General features: G+C 62.1%; 16 protein-coding genes. 14 read left to right on the top strand and 2 right to left on the bottom strand.

Annotated elements, in window-relative coordinates; genetic code table 11:
• Window positions 1-17 precede the first annotated feature (17 nt).
• Both GWK36_RS12680 and crtD read right to left on the bottom strand, forming a co-directional pair.
• Window positions 18-731 carry a carotenoid 1,2-hydratase gene (locus GWK36_RS12680; protein WP_343033121.1) on the bottom strand — a complete coding sequence of 238 codons (714 nt, stop codon included), beginning with the start codon at window positions 729-731 and terminating at the stop codon, window positions 18-20.
• Between the two features lie 200 nt (window positions 732-931).
• The gene (crtD, locus tag GWK36_RS12675; RefSeq protein ID WP_166271612.1) at window positions 932-2,425 is read right to left on the bottom strand and encodes a 1-hydroxycarotenoid 3,4-desaturase CrtD; all 1,494 of its coding nucleotides are present in this window, start codon (window positions 2,423-2,425) and stop codon (window positions 932-934) included.
• 113 nt (window positions 2,426-2,538) lie between these two features.
• Here crtD and GWK36_RS12670 point away from each other — a divergent pair, with 113 nt between their 5' ends.
• From GWK36_RS12670 to idi, 14 genes are all read left to right on the top strand, one after another.
• Window positions 2,539-3,417: a polyprenyl synthetase family protein gene (locus GWK36_RS12670; protein WP_166271610.1), complete on the top strand. Its 879-nt coding sequence runs from the start codon at window positions 2,539-2,541 to the stop codon at window positions 3,415-3,417.
• The gene (locus GWK36_RS12665; protein WP_246237566.1) at window positions 3,414-4,547 is read left to right on the top strand and encodes a methyltransferase; all 1,134 of its coding nucleotides are present in this window, start codon (window positions 3,414-3,416) and stop codon (window positions 4,545-4,547) included. The genes GWK36_RS12670 and GWK36_RS12665 overlap by 4 nt, the downstream gene beginning before the upstream one ends.
• Window positions 4,548-4,660: 113 nt before the next feature.
• Window positions 4,661-5,728 carry an alcohol dehydrogenase catalytic domain-containing protein gene (locus GWK36_RS12660; RefSeq protein WP_166271606.1) on the top strand — a complete coding sequence of 356 codons (1,068 nt, stop codon included), beginning with the start codon at window positions 4,661-4,663 and terminating at the stop codon, window positions 5,726-5,728.
• Window positions 5,725-6,666 (top strand): chlorophyllide a reductase iron protein subunit X, encoded by a 942-nt coding sequence (locus GWK36_RS12655; RefSeq protein ID WP_246237565.1) that lies wholly within the window; start codon window positions 5,725-5,727, stop codon window positions 6,664-6,666. The genes GWK36_RS12660 and GWK36_RS12655 overlap by 4 nt, the downstream gene beginning before the upstream one ends.
• 183 nt (window positions 6,667-6,849) lie before the next feature.
• A complete protein-coding gene (bchY, locus tag GWK36_RS12650) occupies window positions 6,850-8,127 on the top strand; it encodes a chlorophyllide a reductase subunit Y (protein ID WP_246237854.1) in 1,278 nt (425 codons plus the stop codon).
• 63 nt (window positions 8,128-8,190) lie between these two features.
• The gene (bchZ, locus tag GWK36_RS12645; RefSeq protein WP_166271599.1) at window positions 8,191-9,627 is read left to right on the top strand and encodes a chlorophyllide a reductase subunit Z; all 1,437 of its coding nucleotides are present in this window, start codon (window positions 8,191-8,193) and stop codon (window positions 9,625-9,627) included.
• A 514-nt stretch (window positions 9,628-10,141) separates the two neighbouring features.
• A complete protein-coding gene (pufB, locus tag GWK36_RS12640; protein WP_166271597.1) occupies window positions 10,142-10,285 on the top strand; it encodes a light-harvesting antenna LH1, beta subunit in 144 nt (47 codons plus the stop codon).
• A 70-nt stretch (window positions 10,286-10,355) separates the two neighbouring features.
• Window positions 10,356-10,556 (top strand): light-harvesting antenna LH1, alpha subunit, encoded by a 201-nt coding sequence (gene pufA / locus GWK36_RS12635; RefSeq protein WP_210756781.1) that lies wholly within the window; start codon window positions 10,356-10,358, stop codon window positions 10,554-10,556.
• A gap of 146 nt (window positions 10,557-10,702) precedes the next feature.
• Window positions 10,703-11,542 carry a photosynthetic reaction center subunit L gene (pufL, locus tag GWK36_RS12630; protein WP_166271595.1) on the top strand — a complete coding sequence of 280 codons (840 nt, stop codon included), beginning with the start codon at window positions 10,703-10,705 and terminating at the stop codon, window positions 11,540-11,542.
• Between the two features lie 12 nt (window positions 11,543-11,554).
• A complete protein-coding gene (gene pufM, locus GWK36_RS12625) occupies window positions 11,555-12,532 on the top strand; it encodes a photosynthetic reaction center subunit M (protein ID WP_166271593.1) in 978 nt (325 codons plus the stop codon).
• The gene (gene pufC / locus GWK36_RS12620; protein ID WP_166271591.1) at window positions 12,529-13,758 is read left to right on the top strand and encodes a photosynthetic reaction center cytochrome PufC; all 1,230 of its coding nucleotides are present in this window, start codon (window positions 12,529-12,531) and stop codon (window positions 13,756-13,758) included. The genes pufM and pufC overlap by 4 nt, the downstream gene beginning before the upstream one ends.
• Before the next feature lie 145 nt (window positions 13,759-13,903).
• Window positions 13,904-14,332 (top strand): secondary thiamine-phosphate synthase enzyme YjbQ, encoded by a 429-nt coding sequence (locus tag GWK36_RS12615; RefSeq protein ID WP_166271590.1) that lies wholly within the window; start codon window positions 13,904-13,906, stop codon window positions 14,330-14,332.
• 66 nt (window positions 14,333-14,398) lie between these two features.
• On the top strand, window positions 14,399-15,745 hold the full coding sequence (locus GWK36_RS12610; RefSeq protein ID WP_166271588.1) for a RuBisCO large subunit C-terminal-like domain-containing protein: 1,347 nt from the start codon (window positions 14,399-14,401) through the stop codon (window positions 15,743-15,745).
• The gene (gene idi / locus GWK36_RS12605; RefSeq protein WP_166271586.1) at window positions 15,742-16,308 is read left to right on the top strand and encodes an isopentenyl-diphosphate Delta-isomerase; all 567 of its coding nucleotides are present in this window, start codon (window positions 15,742-15,744) and stop codon (window positions 16,306-16,308) included. Before GWK36_RS12610 ends, idi begins: the two co-directional genes overlap by 4 nt.
• The last annotated feature ends 35 nt before the right edge of the window (window positions 16,309-16,343 follow it).

The following is a 16,343-nucleotide window of genomic DNA, read 5'->3' as shown; positions in this document are numbered from 1 at the left end:
CCCCGGCGCCTCTGAGGTCAACGGGTGCTGCGCGGCATGCGAAAGGGGAGCAGGCTTTTGACCCAGGGCTGGCTAAAACGGTCGAGACACAGGCTTTCGTGCACCATCTGGGCGTCCCGCCCCAATAAGCGGGTCCTCACCACCGAGCGGGCATAAAAAGGCGTATCCTCGAGCGTCTCGAGGACCCGCGGTCGCTCGCCCGGATCACAATGGGTGCGGCGTGCGATCCGCCAGACGGGGGTCTTGGGCAGGGGGGCGCGCGGTGGAAGCTGCATCTCATCGATCTCGCCCTGGGCAGTGAAGCGCAAGGCCAACTGGGCCCCCTCCCCGGCGCGAGCGCGGGTGTCATAGAGGATCATCGCCTCTTGATGAAGCCCGGCGCGCGACCAGTCCCAGCCTTGAAAGGCCCGCTCCAAAGGCTCTGCTCCCCGATTTGAATCCAAATAACCGCTTCCTTGCCAGTGGATACCCGGGTGCGAAAACGCAACCTCGACCCGCGCAAGCGGTGCAAGTGGACGCCAGAGATGCCGGCCTGCTGGATCGAGGGTGAAGTCACGAGCATTGACGCCATGCGGATAGACGCGTACCTGTCCCTTGAGTCGGCTAGGGATGGGCGCTGCACGCTCATCGATCTTGATGACCAGGGTATCGCCTTCCCAGCGCAACTGGCTCGGTCCGATGACGAGATGGGTGGGATCGCGCGTCAAGGCCGAGCGCCCGCGTTCGGTCATGGCCCAGCGCCTGGCACGCCGGCCATAGAGTGCGACATTGAGGGCGCAATGATCGAGCGGATCGGCCTGACCGCGCCCCCGCGACCAGGCGTAATAGGGCGAAAAGACGCTCCCTAAGAGGGCGATGATGGTCAGCCCATAATCCCCGTCATCGCTTAGGGCATCGACATACCACCATAGATAGCCGTTAGGCGCTATGGCTAGATCAAACGCAGGTCCTGGAGGATAGCCTGGGCCGCTAGCCGCCCCGAGGTCGCTGCCATGGGGATACCCGCCCCCGGATGGGTCCCGCCGCCTGCCAGATACAGGCCCGGGATGCGGGTGCGCGACGCTGGACGCCTGAAGGACGCCTGCCAGCCGTGGATCGCTTGACCATATAACCCCCCGCCGGTCGCCGGAAACAGCCGCTCGAACTCGGTCGGGGTGGTGACCACTGTATGCCCCGGGTCGTACTGGATCTTCAGGCCACAGTGTTCCAGATGTGAGAGGACCTGTTGGGTGCATCGTTCAATCTCCGCTCGTTCATAGACATGCCGGTCGCCGCAAGCTGGGGCGTTCAGCAGCAGAAACAAACGCTCTGCTCCGCCTGCCCAGGCCGCGTTTGCCCCCCGGTCCTGGGCACACAGATAGACTGTCCCCGAATGCGGCAGGCGACCTTGGCCAAAGATGTCGTCAAACTCCAGGTCATACCGAGGGCCGAAGAAGACATTATGCCGCTCTAACGCAAACCCCGAGGTCTCGGCGAGCAGACACCAGGTCATGGCCGACAACGACCGGCCTGCAGGCAGTTGGGGCGGGATGGCCCCCTGCACCGCCTGGCCGAAGCGCCCGCTCGTCAGGGCTGCGGGGTCGGCGTTGACGATGATCACTTCGCCCTCAATCAGTTCACGGTCAGCCAGACGCACGCCCCGGGTACGCCCCTGTTGGACCAGGATCTCAGAGACCGCCTGCCCATAGTGAATGGCAACCCCCAAGCGCTCGGCAAGCTGGCCTAAGGCGAGCGGGATCTGGATCATGCCGCCTTTGACCGACCAGACCCCCTCTTGCTCGACATGGGCGATGAGCATCAGGGTTGCCGGGGCTAAGAAGGGCGATGAGCCGCAATAGGTGGCATAGCGCCCAAAGAGCTGGCGCAGGCGTGGGTCCTTAAAATACCCGCCCAGCACCTGCCATAGACTGGCGAATGGCCGGACTGCGGTCAGGGGCCAGATGCCTCTCGGCCCGCAGCGCCCGATCAACCCCAGGATGCTCGGGCGCTGGGCGCGGATAAAGGTGTGATCCAGGGTCTCATAGAGCGCCTGGGCCTGCTTGCAAAAGGCCAGATAGCCGCGCGCGGCCTCTGGCCCGGCAAACTCGCCGATCGCCTCGCTGGTCTGTTCCCGATCGGCATAGAGATCGAGGTGCTCTTCTGGGCCCCAGGCATGACGGGCGAAGATGGTCAGGGGTTCAAGCTCGAGATATTCATCCAGCTTGGCGCCGGCCTCGGCGAATAGGTCCTCGAAGATCCAGCGCATGGTCATGACCGTTGGGCCCGCATCGATCCGATGATGACCGACGAACAACTGGCGCAGCTTGCCCCCTGGGGTCATTGCGCGCTCGTAGACCTGGACCGAAACCCCTCGCGCGGCGAGCTGGATCGCGGCTGCAAGCCCGCCGATGCCGGTGCCGATGACGATCGCGCGTGTCTCTGCCATCGAATCTTGACTCCCGGATGCGCGTTGACGTGAAGATGTTGGATGCCTATTGTACATGGCCCGCCTGTGTCAACTTGGGTTTACAGCATGAGTGTTTCGCCGGGGGAGTTCTGATGGAAGCCACAACACATATCGAACAAGCGCTGGCTGCGGCCATTGAGTCCGTCACCGTCCCCGGTTGTCCACCCCGGCTAGCCGAGGCGGTACGCCATGCGGTCCTGCCTGGGGGCGCGCGGGTGCGCCCGCGCCTGTGTCTGGCGGTAGCTGCGGCCTGCGGTCAACCTGACTCGCCAGCGGCCATGGCCGCAGCGGTGGCCATCGAGCTGTTGCACTGCGCTTCTCTGGTCCATGATGACCTGCCCTGTTTCGACGATGCGCCACTGCGCCGCGGCCTGCCCTCCGTCCATCGCGCCTTCAGCGAACCCCTGGCGATCCTGGTAGGGGATGCCCTGATCATCCTCGCCTTCGAACATCTGGCGCGTAGCCTGGCCGATCAGCCGACCCTGCTTGCGCCGATCCTGCTGACCATCAGCCGCTCGGTTGGTATGCCGCATGGGATCACCGCAGGCCAGGCCTGGGAATGCGAATCCGAGGTCCGCGTCGAGGATTATCATCGCGCCAAGACCGGTTCGCTCTTTACCGCAGCCACGGCGTCCGGTGCCTTGGCCGTCGGTTCGGATGTTGCGGCCTGGAGTCTGGTCGGCGATAAGATCGGTGAGGCCTATCAAGTGGCCGACGACCTGCGCGATGTGGCGGCGAGCGTCCAGGAGCTCGGCAAACCAGTTGGGCGCGACGCTGTGCTCAATCGTCCGAGTGCTGCCGGCGAACTGGGGATCGATGGGGCCATTGCCAAACTCCGCTCGCTGGTCGCCGAGGCGATCGAGGCCATTCCCGATTGCCCTGGGCGCGCCCAGTTCGCAGAGGTCCTGAAGGCTGAGGCGCGTCGTATCCTCCCCAAGGAGCTTGCCCAGCGCGCCGGTGCATGGATGTGAGCACATCCAGGGTCGCCGTGCGGCTCCCCGAATTCCTCCTACGGCTGCGCAACCGACTACTGTCTAACCCGGGATTTCAGCGGTGGGCGGCCAGTTTTCCCCTGACCCGTTGGCGGGCGCGCCGGCGCGCCCGCGAGCTCTTCGATATCGTTGCCGGTTTTGTCTATTCGCAGATCCTCTATGCCTGTGTCCAGGTGCGTCTGTTCGAGGTCCTGGGCGAAGGCACCCAGTCGCTCGAGGAGCTCGCGCCGCGTCTCAATCTGCCACCCGAGGGGGCACGGCGCCTGTTGCGTGCTGCAGCGAGCTTGAGACTGGTCGATACGCGTGGTCAGGATCGTTACAGCCTGGGTGAGCTGGGGACCGCCATGCTCGCCAATCCAGCGATCGCCGCCATGGTCGAACATCATGCCCTGGCCTATGCCGACCTCAGGGACCCGGTGGCGCTGTTGCGCGGCGAGCTCGATGAACGCGCACTACAGGGCTATTGGGCCTATGTCGGGCACGAGGAGCCGACCCGGGTCGATCCTCGAGCGGTCAGTGGTTACAGCCGCTTGATGGCCGACTCCCAATGCCTGATCGCCGACGACATTCTCGATGCCTATCCCTTGGAGCGGCATCGCTGTCTGCTCGATCTCGCCGGGGGGGAGGGGGCCTTTTTGAGCCGGGTGGCCCAGCGCTGGCCGCATCTCAGGCTGATCCTGTTCGACCTACCGGCGGTGGCCGAGCGGGCCCAGGCGCGCTTTGCGCATGAGGGGATCAGCGCGCGCGCCCAGGCCATCGGCGGCGATGTCCGACGCGACCCCCTACCGCGCGTGGCGGATCTAGTCTCATTGGTCCGCGTCCTCCATGATCACGACGACCAGACCGCTGTGGACTTTGCCCGCGCCGCCTATGAGTCCCTGACCCCGGGCGGGTGCCTCTTGGTCGCCGAGCCGATGTCTGGGACCCCTGGGGCCGAGCCGGTCGGCGATGCCTATTTCGGGTTTTATCTCCTTGCCATGGGCAGCGGGCGCCCACGCACCCCAGGGGAGATCGCAGCGCTCCTCAAACAGGTCGGCTTTAAGAGGGTGCGCCGGATCCCGACCCGCCGCCCGATCCTGACCCAGCTCCTGGTCGCCCAGCGGGATTAGACCAGGCAAAAAGCCCAGCAATTGCCTGGATTCAACGGGTCCCTGCTGCGTTAATGTTTCCGTTTAGTGGCAGAGTTTCGGTAAACTTTGGGTCTGAATCAGGCCAAAGACGGATGACTACCCCATTGAACGCCGAACTTCCCCTCCTCGAGGCCCTGGCCGTCGTCTTCGAACAACCCGAGCAGCTTGCGCTCAAGCGCCTGCCACTTGATCCCCCAGGCCCTGCCGATGTAGTCGTAGACATCGAATGGAGCGGGATCAGCACGGGCACCGAGCGCCTGCTGTGGCAAGGGACCATGCCGCCCTTCCCCGGCATGGGTTATCCGCTGGTGCCCGGCTATGAATCGGTCGGTCGGGTGATCCATGCGGGGCCCGAAGCGGGGCTGGCGGTCGGAGAGCGGGTCTTTGTCCCCGGGGCGCGCTGTTATGGCGAGGTGCGCGGGCTCTTTGGCGGCGCTGCCTCGCGCGTCGTGGCGCCAGCAGCGCGGGTCTTTCCCGTCCCCGAGTCGCTCGACGAACAGGCGGTGCTCCTGACCCTGGCCGCAACCGCCTATCATGCCCTGGTCCCGCCCGCCGAGGCGCCTGTCCATGCCGCCCTGCGCACCGAGGGGAATCAAGGCGCAGGCGAGCGCACCGAGACAGTTCGCACCGAGACTGACACCATCCCGCCGCTTGAGCTCATCGTCGGGCACGGCGTCTTGGGTCGGCTGCTGGCACGGATCGCGTCTTTAAGCGATGGCCCACCGCCCATCGTCTGGGAGACCAATCCCATACGCCGCAGCGGGGCCGAGGGCCTTGGCTATACCGTCATTGCACCTGAGGACGATCCGCGGCGCGATTATCGCTCCATCTGTGACATGAGCGGCGATCATCGCATCCTCAATACCCTGATCGCGCGTCTGGCGCGCGGCGGTGAGCTCATCCTCGGCGGTTTTTATCACGAGCCGCTCTGTTTCGACTTCCCGCCCGCCTTTATGCGTGAGCTGCGTCTGCGCATCGCTGCCGAGTTTCAGCACTTAGACCTGGCTGCGGTCCAGGACCTGATCGCCTTCGGGCGCTTGTCGCTGGCTGGCTTGATCACCCATCGCCTGCCTGCAACCGAGGCCGAGCAGGCCTATCGCACCGCCTTCACCGACCCCGGCTGCCTCAAGATGATCCTCGACTGGAGAACATGCGCGTGACCCCATCCGTTACCCTCAACGCCCCAAGCAACAAGCAGACCCAGATCATCGCCATCTATGGCAAGGGTGGGATCGGCAAGAGCTTCACCCTTGCGAATCTCTCCTACATGATGGCGCAACAGGGCAAAAAGGTCCTGCTGCTCGGCTGCGATCCCAAGAGCGATACCGCCACCCTGCTCTTTAGCGGGCGGACCATCCCCACCATCCTCGGTATCTCCAGCGAAAAGAAAAAGGCCGGCGAGCGGGTTGGTATCAGCGACATCTGCTTTAAACGCGACGGCGTCTTCGCCATGGAACTGGGGGGGCCAGACGTCGGGCGCGGTTGCGGTGGGCGCGGGATCATCCACGGGTTTGAGCTGCTCGAGGAGCTCGGGTTCCACAACTGGAACTTCGATTATGTCCTGTTGGATTTTTTGGGCGATGTGGTCTGTGGCGGCTTTGGGCTGCCGATCGCGCGCGACCTCTGCCAAAAGGTGATCGTCGTCGGCTCCAATGACCTCCAGTCGCTCTATGTCGCCAACAATGTCTGCTCGGCGGTTGAATATTTCCGGCGTCTGGGCGGCAACGTCGGTGTTGCGGGGATGGTGATCAACAAGGACGATGGGACTGGTGAGGCGCAGGCATTCGCCGGGGCGGTGGGGATCCCTGTCCTGGCCACGATTCCCGCTCATGAAGAGATCCGGCGCAAGAGCGCCAATTACGAGATCATCGCCCGCCCCGATGGGCCCTGGGGCCCGCTGTTCGCCCAGCTTGCCGACAATGTCGCCGCCGCCCCACCCATCCATCCCCACCCCTTGAGCCACGAGGCGCTGCTTGGCCTATTTAAAGGCGATGCAATCGGGCGGCATGTGGTGCTCGAGCCCGCCCGCCCCGAGGATATGTGCGACCTCAGCGCTGCGGCCAAGCCCTCGCTTGAGGTCATCTACGACGACGCCTAAAGACGCGGAGGATTCGCTATGTTCCAGGATTCATCCCTCGTCGTTTCTGGCCCGGCGGGTCTTCTCCTCGGCGAGGGCGTCGAGGGGGCCCAGAGGCAGGTGCTGTCTGCGCGGCCAACTGCCGGCCAGGGGTGTGCTGAGGATCTGGGTCAACAGCGCGGCCCCCATGACCAGCCCCAGACCATGTGCCCGGCCTTCGGCTCGCTGCGCGTGGGGCTACGCATGCGCCGCACGGCGATGGTCCTGATCGGTTCAGGGTGCTGTGTCTATGGCCTAAGCTTTACGGCGCACTTTTATGGCGCACGCCGCTCGATCGGCTATGTGCCATTTGACTCCGAGTCCTTGGTCTCTGGGCGTCTGTTCGAGGACGTGCGCGAGGCGGTCTATCGGCTCGCCGATCCTCAGCACCTTGATACACTCATTGCGATCAACCTCTGTGTGCCGACCGCCTCCGGTGTGCCGCTGCGCCTGCTACCAAAGGAACTCAACGGGGTGCGGATCATCGGCATCGATGTCCCGGGGTTTGGCGTCCCGACCCATGCCGAGGCCAAGGACGTGCTTGCGGGGGCCATGCTCCAATATGCGCGTCTTGAGGCCGAGCAGGGACCGGTTCAGGCCCCGCGCGGCGGCCGCAGCCTGCGTCCGACGGTGACCCTCGTCGGCGAGATGTTTCCAGCGGATCCTGTGACCATCGGGCGGCTGCTCGACCCCCTAGGGCTCGATGTCGGGCCGGTGGTCCCGACCCGCGAGTGGCGCGAGCTCTATGCCGCCCTCGACTGCTGTGCCGCGGCGATGATCCATCCCCATTATCAGGCCAGCGCCCGCGAGTTCATCGCTGCCGGACGCCCGCTCATCGGTTCGGCGCCGGTCGGGCGTGATGGCACCGCGGCCTGGCTGGATGCCGTGGGTCAGGCCTGCGGGATCGCCCAGGCGCAGGTCGATGCAGCCAAGAACGCCATCCTGCCTGCCATCGACGAGGCGCTCAGACGCGCGCCGATCAAGGGCCGTATCATCGTCTCCGGCTACGAGGGCTCTGAGCTCCTGGTTGCGCGCCTCTTGATCGAGTCCGGTACCACCGTCCCCTATGTCGGCACCGCTTGCCCCCACACCCCCTGGAATGAGCCGGACCTCCTGTGGCTTGAGGAACGCGGTGTACCAGTCCAGTTCCGCGCCACCCTTGAACAGGACCTAGCGGCGGTAGAGTCTCTGGAGCCGGATCTGGCCATCGGGACCACCCCCCTGGTCCAGGCTGCCAAGGAGCGCGAGATCCCCGCCTTGTATTTTACCAACCTCATCTCCGCGCGCCCGCTGATGGGACCTGCCGGTGCTGGGTCTATCGCCCAGGTGATCAATGCTGCACTATCTAATAAAGAACGCTTTACCAGGATGCGTGACTTCTTTGCCGGGGTGGGGGAGGGGAAGACCAGCGGAGTGTGGTTGGAGGCACCAGCGCGTGTTTAGGTCTCAGCGTCCTTCCGTCCGCTTGCTCGCTTCGATGCATCGCGCCTTCTATAAGGAAATGCCATGTTGATCCAAGACCTCGACCGCGCCGGCGGTTATTGGGGCGCTGTCTATGTCTTTACCGCCGTCAAGGGGCTGCAGGTGATCATCGATGGGCCCGTAGGCTGCGAAAACCTGCCGGTGACCGCGGTCTTGCACTATACCGATGCCCTGCCGCCGCATGAGCTACCGGTGGTCGTCACCGGTTTGAGCGACGAGGAGCTGGGGCAGAAGGGGACAGAGGGGGCCATGCGCCGCGCCTTCGAGACCCTGGACCCCAAGCAACCGGCGGTGGTCGTCACCGGCTCGATCGCCGAGATGATCGGCGGCGGGTTCACGCCCGAGGGCACCGGTATCGTACGCTTCCTTCCGCGCACCATCGACGAGGATCAATGGCAAAGCGCCAACCGCGGCCTGTATTGGCTCTGGACCCAGTATGGCCAGCCCAAGGCCAAGTCGCCCAAGAGGGCAACAAGGGCTGCGGGGGCTAAACCGCGGGTCAACATCATCGGCCCTTGCTATGGGGTCTTCAACATGCCCTCGGATCTGGCGGAGATCAAACGCCTGGTGGAGGGGATCGGTGCCGAGGTTAACCTGATCTTTCCCTTGGGCTGTCATCTCGATGAGATCCCGCGGCTTGCCGAGGCCGATGCCAATATCTGTCTCTATCGCGAGTTCGGGCGGCTGCTCTGTGAGGCCCTCGAAAAACCCTATCTCCAGGCCCCGATCGGGCTTCATAGCACCACCAAATTTTTAAGGGCGCTGGGCGAGGTCTTGGGGCTCGATCCCGAGCCGTTTATCGAGCGCGAAAAACACACGACGCTCAAACCCATCTGGGATCTATGGCGCTCGGTCACCCAAGATTTCTTCGGCACTGCCAGCTTTGGCATCGTCGCCGGCGAGACCTATATGCGGGGGGTTAGGCATTATCTCGAGGACGAGCTGGGGATGCCCTGCCACTTTGCCTTCAGCCGCCGCCCGGGTATCAAGATCGACAACGAGGCCATCCGCGCAGCTATCCATGAAAGACCGCCCCTGGTCCTCTTTGGAAGCTACAACGAGCGCATGTACCTGGCCGAGAAGGGCGCACGTGCAACCTATATCCCGGCCTCCTTCCCGGGGACGGTGATTCGCCGGCACACCGGGACACCTTTCATGGGCTATGCCGGTGCGACCTATCTGGTGCAGGAGGTCTGTAACGCACTCTTCGATGCTCTCTTTCACATCCTGCCCCTGGGGACCGACCTCGATCAGGTCGATCCGACACCCTCGCGCCTGCATCGCGAGCTGCCCTGGGACGATGACGCTCGCCAGCGCTTTGAAGCGATCATCGAGTCCCAACCGGTTCTCCTGCGGATCTCGGCGGCCAAGCGCCTGCGCGATGCGATTGAGCGCGCGGCACGTGCCGCAGGTGAGGAACGGGTGACCTCTATGCGAGTTGAAGCGAGCCGGACGCTATAAGCGATTTATAGAACCACCGGCGCATAATCCCCCTGACTTCAGTCAGGGGTGATTGACACCTTAATCCCCGACCTGCCACCCGGGCCCGGGCCAATCATATAGGGCCTTAAGCCTCCAGGCTTCATGCCTGGACCCCTTGCCGTGTGCTTGGCCGCAGGGTCTGCCTGGTTACCACGTCCCCTGCTCGATGGGGCGGTATTGACCGCGGTCACAGCCCTATAAATCAAATGTAAATGTAGATTGACATTTTCGTCAGTCAAGCTAGACTGACATCCCGAGTCCAGCCTTGTTGAAGCGGAACGAGTCCCTTCAACCCCCCAGCGAGGTATCGCTTTGGTTAGGCAAGGCTGGATGAGCTGAGATCATGGTCCAGAATAGAGCCCGATTGAGCGGTTCTATTTCGCTCGGACTCAGGACTCGGCCGTGTGTTGATTGAGGTTCACGGCACCCTAGCCGCCGGGGTTTGATGGCGGTGCAACCTAAGGTTAACTCTCCAGATACGGAGGATTACGCAATGGCTGAACAGAAGAGCTTGACCGGTCTGACTGAGCAGGAAGCCCAAGAGTTCCATGGCATCTTTGTGCAGACGATGGGTGCCTTCTTTGGGATCGTGGTCGTCGCCCACCTCTTGGCTTGGCTGTATCGTCCCTGGCTCTGATCCTTACCCACTTGTTGGTGGTTAAGGCCAGCTCAAGACCCTTTATCCATTTTTGAGAGGAGAAACCGATATGTCCCCCAATCTGTGGAAGATCTGGCTGCTGCTCGATCCGCGTCGCACCCTGGTCGCCCTCTTTAGCTTCCTGACTGTCCTGGGTCTGCTGATCCATATGATCGTGCTGAGCACCGACCTCAACTGGCTGGATGATGGCATTCCGGTCAGCTATCAGAAGGTTGGCGCCCAGATCAACGCCAAGAAGTTCGGTCAGTAACGGCCGCTGTTCCTCAGCGCTGATTGCGTCTTCGTGAGGGGGTGGCGAACGGTGGGTCTATTTGCTAAACCCCGTTCGCCACCAGCACCAGCAGTGCCAGAGGGGGTGGCCCCTTCGGCTGCCTCTCCAGCAGAGGATCATTCACCATGGCCATGCTCAGTTTTGAGAAAAAATACCGCGTTCGCGGCGGGACGCTGATAGGGGGGGATCTATTTGACTTCTGGGTGGGGCCGTTCTATGTCGGCTTCTTTGGGGTCACCACCTTTATCTTCGCGTCCCTAGGTACATTATTGATCGTGTGGGGTGCGACCCTCGGCCCTACACCTGAACTGCAAAGCTATAACCTTTGGCAGATCAGCATTGCCCCTCCGGATCTGAGCTACGGGCTAGGCATGGCCCCGCTCAAAGAAGGTGGGCTATGGCAGATCATCACCATGTGCGCGATCGGCGCCTTTGTCTCCTGGGCGCTGAGGGAGGTTGAGATCTGCCGTAAGCTCGGCATCGGCTATCATGTCCCCTTTGCCTTCTCGTTCGCGATCGGCGCTTACATCGTGCTCGTGGTGGTGCGTCCGGTCCTGTTGGGCGCCTGGGGTCATGGTTTCCCTTATGGCATCCTGAGCCATCTCGATTGGGTGTCGAATGTAGGGTATCAGTATCTGCATTTCCACTACAACCCCGCCCACATGCTCGCCATCGCCTTTTTCTTTACCAACTGCCTGGCATTGTCGATGCACGGTTCGCTGATCTTGTCGGTGATGAATCCGGGAGAGGGCGAAACGGTCAAGACGAGCGAGCATGAAAATACCTTCTTCCGCGATCTGGTGGGGTATTCGATCGGTGCGCTTGCCATCCATCGTTTGGGTCTGTTCCTATCGCTGAGCGCCGTTTTCTGGAGCGCGGTCTGCATCCTGATCAGCGGCCCCTTCTGGACCCGCGGCTGGCCAGAGTGGTGGAACTGGTGGCTCGAGCTGCCGATCTGGAAATAAAGGAGACACGCGATGGCCGAATATCAAAACATCTTTACGGCGATCCAGTTACGTGCGCCGGCTTACCCGGGGGTGCCTCTCCCCAAAGGCAGTCTGCCGCGCATCGGTAAGCCTATCTTCTGGTACTGGTTGGGCAAGATTGGTGATGCCCAGATCGGTCCACTCTATCTCGGCTTCGCCGGCACTCTGTCAATCGTTTTCGGTTTGGTGGCGATCTTTATCATCGGGCTCAACATGCTGGCTTCGGTGAACTGGAACGTCATCGAGTTCGTCAAGCATTTCTTCTGGTTGGCTCTTGAGCCGCCAGCGCCGCAGTATGGCCTCAGTATCCCGCCGCTGGCGGAGGGAGGCTGGTGGCTGATTGCGGGGCTGTTCTTGACCCTCTCGATCCTGTTGTGGTGGGTGCGGACCTATAATCGTGCGAAAGCTCTGAGGATGGGTACGCATCTGTCATGGGCCTTTGCCGCAGCGATCTTTTTCTATCTGGTCCTGGGCTTTATCCGGCCAGTGATGATGGGGAGCTGGGCCGAGGCGGTGCCTTTCGGCATCTTCCCGCATCTCGACTGGACAGCCACTTTCTCGATCCGCTATGGCAACCTGTATTACAACCCCTTCCATATGCTCTCGATCGCCTTCCTCTATGGTTCGGCCCTGCTCTTTGCCATGCATGGCGGGACCATCTTGGCAGTGAGCCGGTTTGGGGGTGACCGCGAGATCGACCAGATCACCCATCGCGGTACGGCTGCCGAGCGCGCGGCCCTGTTCTGGCGCTGGACCATGGGCTTTAACGCGACCATGGAATCCATCCATCGCTGGGCTTGGTGGTTTGCGGTCTTGACCGTGATCACTGCAGGTATCGGTATCCTATTGACTGGTACGGTGGTCGAGAATTGGTATCTCTGGGCGATTAAGCATGGCATGGTCCCGCCATATCCTGAGGTCGTCACCGCTCAGGATCCATACGCCATGACAGGGGGACTGTCACAATGAAGATTGAAAAACGAGTTGCGCTACCCGTCGTTGCGGTGATTGCATCGGTAGTCTTGCTTGGATGCGAGCGCCCCCCACCACAAACTAGTCAAATCGGCTATCGCGGCGTGCAGATGGGTACGGTGGACAATCCGCGGATCCTGAAGGCCAAGATGGAGGCGAATAAGCCGGTTGAGTCCCTGCCACCGGCGGCCGAAGGTGGCCCCAAGGTCAGCGAGGTCTATCAGAACGTCCAGGTACTCAAGGATCTCACCGTCGCCGAGTTCACCCGGACCATGGTTGCAGTCACCACCTGGGTGTCCCCGAAAGAGGGCTGCAACTACTGCCATGTGCCGGGTAATTGGGCGTCTGATGACATCTACACCAAGAAGGTGTCGCGGCGGATGTTCGAGCTGGTACGGGATACCAATACCGACTGGCAAGCACATGTCGCCCAGACGGGTGTGACCTGCTATACCTGCCATCGCGGCAATCCGGTGCCCAAGTACGCCTGGGTCACGGATCCTGGTCCCAAGCATGCCTCTGGGTTCAAGCCTGCGGGCCAGAACTATGGTGCGAAGAGCGTTGCCTATGCCTCATTGCCTTATGATCCATATACACCCTTCCTGGATCAGGCCAATGAGATCCGGGTGACGGGGACAACTGCCCTGCCGGCAGGAAATCAGGCATCCCTGAAGCAGGCAGAGTGGACTTATGGGCTGATGATGAGCATGTCGGATGCCCTAGGTGTCAACTGCACCTATTGCCACAACAGCCGTCACTTCGCCGATTGGAAGCAGAGCACGCCGAAGCGCACCACGGCCTGGTATGCGATCCGCCATGTCCGCGACATCAATCAGAACTATATCTGGCCGCTCAACGACATCCTGCCGGCCTCGCGCAAAGGGCCCTATGGCGATCCGCTGCGGGTGAACTGCATGACCTGTCATCAGGGCGCCTTCAAGCCGCTCTATGGCGCGCAGATGGCGAAGGATTACCCAGCGCTCCATAAAACGGCTGCTGCCAAGCCTGTGGCGACAGCGACCGAGACCCCGGCCCCTGCCGAAGCTGTCCCCGCGGCCGAAACCCCAGCAACCGAAACCCCAGTAGCGGAGGCCTCTGCCGCGCCGGTGGAAGAGGCTGCTGCCCCCGCTGAGCAGGCGCCTGCGGCTGAGCCAGCACCACCGGCCGAACAGTCTGCCCCAAACGCTGAGGCAGCATCTGTCCCCTCACCTCAGCAGCTTTAACAGCGACCCCAAAGAGCAGGGATGCTCTGAGGGATGAGTGTGTAGGTTGAAGGATTGCTCATGCTGGGGCGAAGGTTGCTGACTGGTGCATCACATCCATCATTCCACTTGGGCGGGATCTCCCCGCCTTTTTTTCTCCTGTTCCATGCGTTTTCACTACGAGCAGCTTCACATCACCACCCATTCACCGATCGAGATCATCGACCTCTCGGCCGAGATCAAGGATCTCATGTCTCACCATCCCTTGCGTCAGGGCTGGATGCACATCGCCTCGGCGCATACCACGGCCTTCATCGCGATCAACGAGCGCGAACTTGAGCTTCAGCTCGATATGCTCGATTTCTTGCAGCGGATCGCCCCGCCGGGCCAGGGCTATCGGCATGATCGCAATCCGCTCGATGAGCGGCCCAATACACACTCCCATCTGATTGGCCTGTTCATGAACAGCTCCGAGACCCTCCTCATCGAGAATGGCCGGTTGTTGCTTGGAGATTGGCAGTCGGTCTTTCTGATCGAACTCGATGGGCCTCGCCTCGAGCGGCGCGTCCACATCCAGATCGCTGGCATCCCCTGATCCTTTGCCGGATAATCGCTAAACGCATTCAAATAGGTTCAAATAGGCGAAGACGCGGAAGGAGCGATGGATTCATTTGACTGGGCGGGCTTTTTTGCCGATAAGTCAGAGCTCGATCGCGAGGCCTACCTATTCCTGGATTACTACATCGAGTGTAGCGGCGATCCCAAACTCGCTGCTGCCCATTTCTGCGCCGAGCAATCGACTGCCCAATGGCGGCGGGTAGGCCATGACGAAGACCTGCGCCCGAGGTTCGGGGCGCGGGTGATCACGCTTGAGGTCATCGCTGAACTGCCGGCCTTCAGCTATGGGTTGAGCCAGGCGACAAAAGGCCCGATCAGCGCCTGCCGGGTGCGCATTGCCCAGCCGCATGCCAACTTCGGCCCGCGTTTGCCCAATCTCCTGAGCGCCATCTGTGGGGAGGGGACCTTTTTTGCTCCCGGTATTCCGGTCGTCAAGCTCCTCGACATCACCTTCCCTGAGTCCTATCTCGCGCATTTCCAAGGTCCGCAGTTTGGGGTTGAAGGACTGCGCGCACGCCTCAAGGCCTATGATCGCCCGATCTTTTTTGGGGTCATCAAGCCCAACATCGGGCTGCCGCCTGATGCCTTCACTGCTCTCGGCTATGAGGGCTGGCTGGGGGGCTTGGACATCGCTAAGGACGACGAGATGCTTGCAGATACCCCCTGGTGTTCGCTCGCGCGACGCGCTGAGCTCTTGGGCGAGGCGCGCAGACGCGCTGAGGAGGCAACCGGGCGGCCCAAGATCTATATGGCCAATATCACCGATGAGGTAGATCGGCTGAGCGAGCTCCATGACTTAGCCGTCTCCCGCGGTGCCAATGCACTCTTGGTCAATACCATGCCGGTGGGTTTAAGCGCCGTGCGTATGCTGCGCAAACACGCCGAGGTCCCCTTGGTCGCCCATTTCCCTTTCATCGCCGCCTTCAGCCGCCTGCCCCATTTCGGCGTGCATAGCCGGGTGATCACCAAGCTCCAGCGATTGGCGGGCTATGACATCATCATCATGCCCGGCTTTGGCGAGCGCATGCACATGACCGATGAGGAGGTTATGGCCTGTGTGCAGGCCTGTCTCGAGCCCATGGGCCCGATCAAGCCAAGCCTGCCGGTCCCTGGGGGAAGCGACTGGGCAGGGACCCTGCCGCTGGTGTATGAGAGGCTCAAGACGGTCGATTTCGGCTTTGTGCCCGGGCGAGGGGTCTTCGGCCATCCCCAGGGCCCGCGCGCAGGGGCTGCAAGCATCCGCCAGGCCTGGGAGGCGATCGCCTCCAGCAAGACTCTGGACGAATATGCCAAAGATCATCCTGATCTCGCCGCGGCCCTCGTCGCCTTCGGCAAGCAGAATAGACAGCGGTCCGAAAACGAGCCACAGCCTCGCGGAGGCAAGAAGTGAGCGCCGAGATCTTGCCCCCGGTGTCGGTGGCAGAACAGGCGCGCGCCGCTCAGCGTGATGCCCTGGAACAGGTGATCTTGGTCGATGAACAGGATCGGCCGCTTAGCATCGCTGGTAAGCTCGAAGCTCATCGGCTGGGACAATTACATCGTGCCTTCTCGATCCTGATCTTCAATCAACACGATGAGCTCTTGTTACAACAGCGCGCAAGGGTCAAATATCACTTCGGTTGTCTGTGGTCGAATACCTGTTGCGGTCACCCTCGCCCCGATGAACCGATCGAGGCCGCAGCCAGGCGCAGGCTTCATGAAGAGTTCGGCATCCGGGCAGAACTGAACGAGCAGATCGAGTTCGTCTATCGCACCGAGGACCCGGCGAGCGGTCTGATCGAGCATGAATATCTGCATGTCTTTCATGGGCGCTGCACCGTTTCCCCGCGTCCAGATCCTGTCGAGATCGGCGCCTGGCGCTGGCTTGCGGTCCCCAGGGTCCGGCGAGCAGTCGGGCTCCATCCCGATTGGTTCACCCCCTGGTTTAGGCTGCTCGTCGAACGGGTGCTGTAGGGGTGCCATGCATACCCAGGTTTGGATAGAAAAGG

It is taken from the genome of Caldichromatium japonicum (assembly GCF_011290485.1).
Taxonomy (GTDB): Bacteria; Pseudomonadota; Gammaproteobacteria; order Chromatiales; family Chromatiaceae; genus Thermochromatium; species Thermochromatium japonicum.
Note: the sequence above shows the minus strand (reverse complement) of the source record. Positions and strands in the feature narration are given on the sequence as shown.

Bases quoted from the DNA above. Each gene is read 5' to 3' on its own strand.
- GWK36_RS12680 (WP_343033121.1), bottom strand. From the start codon at position 731: ATGACCGAACGCGGGCGCTCGGCCTTGACGCGCGATCCCACCCATCTC.
- crtD (WP_166271612.1), bottom strand. From the start codon at position 2,425: ATGGCAGAGACACGCGCGATCGTCATCGGCACCGGCATCGGCGGGCTT.
- GWK36_RS12670 (WP_166271610.1), top strand. From the start codon at position 2,539: ATGGAAGCCACAACACATATCGAACAAGCGCTGGCTGCGGCCATTGAG.
- GWK36_RS12660 (WP_166271606.1), top strand. From the start codon at position 4,661: ATGACTACCCCATTGAACGCCGAACTTCCCCTCCTCGAGGCCCTGGCC.
- bchY (WP_246237854.1), top strand. From the start codon at position 6,850: ATGTGCCCGGCCTTCGGCTCGCTGCGCGTGGGGCTACGCATGCGCCGC.
- bchZ (WP_166271599.1), top strand. From the start codon at position 8,191: ATGTTGATCCAAGACCTCGACCGCGCCGGCGGTTATTGGGGCGCTGTC.
- pufB (WP_166271597.1), top strand. From the start codon at position 10,142: ATGGCTGAACAGAAGAGCTTGACCGGTCTGACTGAGCAGGAAGCCCAA.
- pufA (WP_210756781.1), top strand. From the start codon at position 10,356: ATGTCCCCCAATCTGTGGAAGATCTGGCTGCTGCTCGATCCGCGTCGC.
- pufL (WP_166271595.1), top strand. From the start codon at position 10,703: ATGGCCATGCTCAGTTTTGAGAAAAAATACCGCGTTCGCGGCGGGACG.
- pufM (WP_166271593.1), top strand. From the start codon at position 11,555: ATGGCCGAATATCAAAACATCTTTACGGCGATCCAGTTACGTGCGCCG.
- pufC (WP_166271591.1), top strand. From the start codon at position 12,529: ATGAAGATTGAAAAACGAGTTGCGCTACCCGTCGTTGCGGTGATTGCA.
- GWK36_RS12615 (WP_166271590.1), top strand. From the start codon at position 13,904: ATGCGTTTTCACTACGAGCAGCTTCACATCACCACCCATTCACCGATC.
- GWK36_RS12610 (WP_166271588.1), top strand. From the start codon at position 14,399: ATGGATTCATTTGACTGGGCGGGCTTTTTTGCCGATAAGTCAGAGCTC.